The 328-nt window shown below is 72.0% G+C and carries 1 protein-coding gene; it reads right to left on the bottom strand.

The window, feature by feature from the left end:
* Positions 1–328, bottom strand: a 328-nt coding sequence (locus FFK22_RS42435) for a tyrosine-type recombinase/integrase (RefSeq protein ID WP_143957068.1), incomplete at both ends; no start/stop codon positions are given.

The following is a 328-nucleotide window of genomic DNA, read 5'->3' as shown; positions in this document are numbered from 1 at the left end:
TTTGTCGAGCGCCGCGGTTGTCGCCGCGGCATGGCAGGCGCGGTTGAGCTGGCGGGTGGTGAGCGGCTGGGCCGGATCGCGGCCGGGGAACAGCCAGCCGCGGGGCCGGGCCTCCCGCCACCAGGCGCGCAGCAGCGCCAGCAGATCGGGCGCCAGCATGACGTAGCGGTCCTTGCGGCCCTTGCCCTGCTCGACCCGGATCAGCATGCGCGAAGAGTCGATGTCGGAGACCTTGAGATGGACGATCTCCGAGGCGCGCAGGCCGCAGCCATAGGCGATGCTGAGCGCCGCCTTGTGCTTCAGGCCGGGGGCGCAGTGCAGCAGCAGC

Source organism: Mycobacterium sp. KBS0706 (genome assembly GCF_005938675.2).
Lineage (GTDB): Bacteria > Pseudomonadota > Alphaproteobacteria > DSM-16000 > Inquilinaceae > Inquilinus.
Note: the sequence above shows the minus strand (reverse complement) of the source record. Positions and strands in the feature narration are given on the sequence as shown.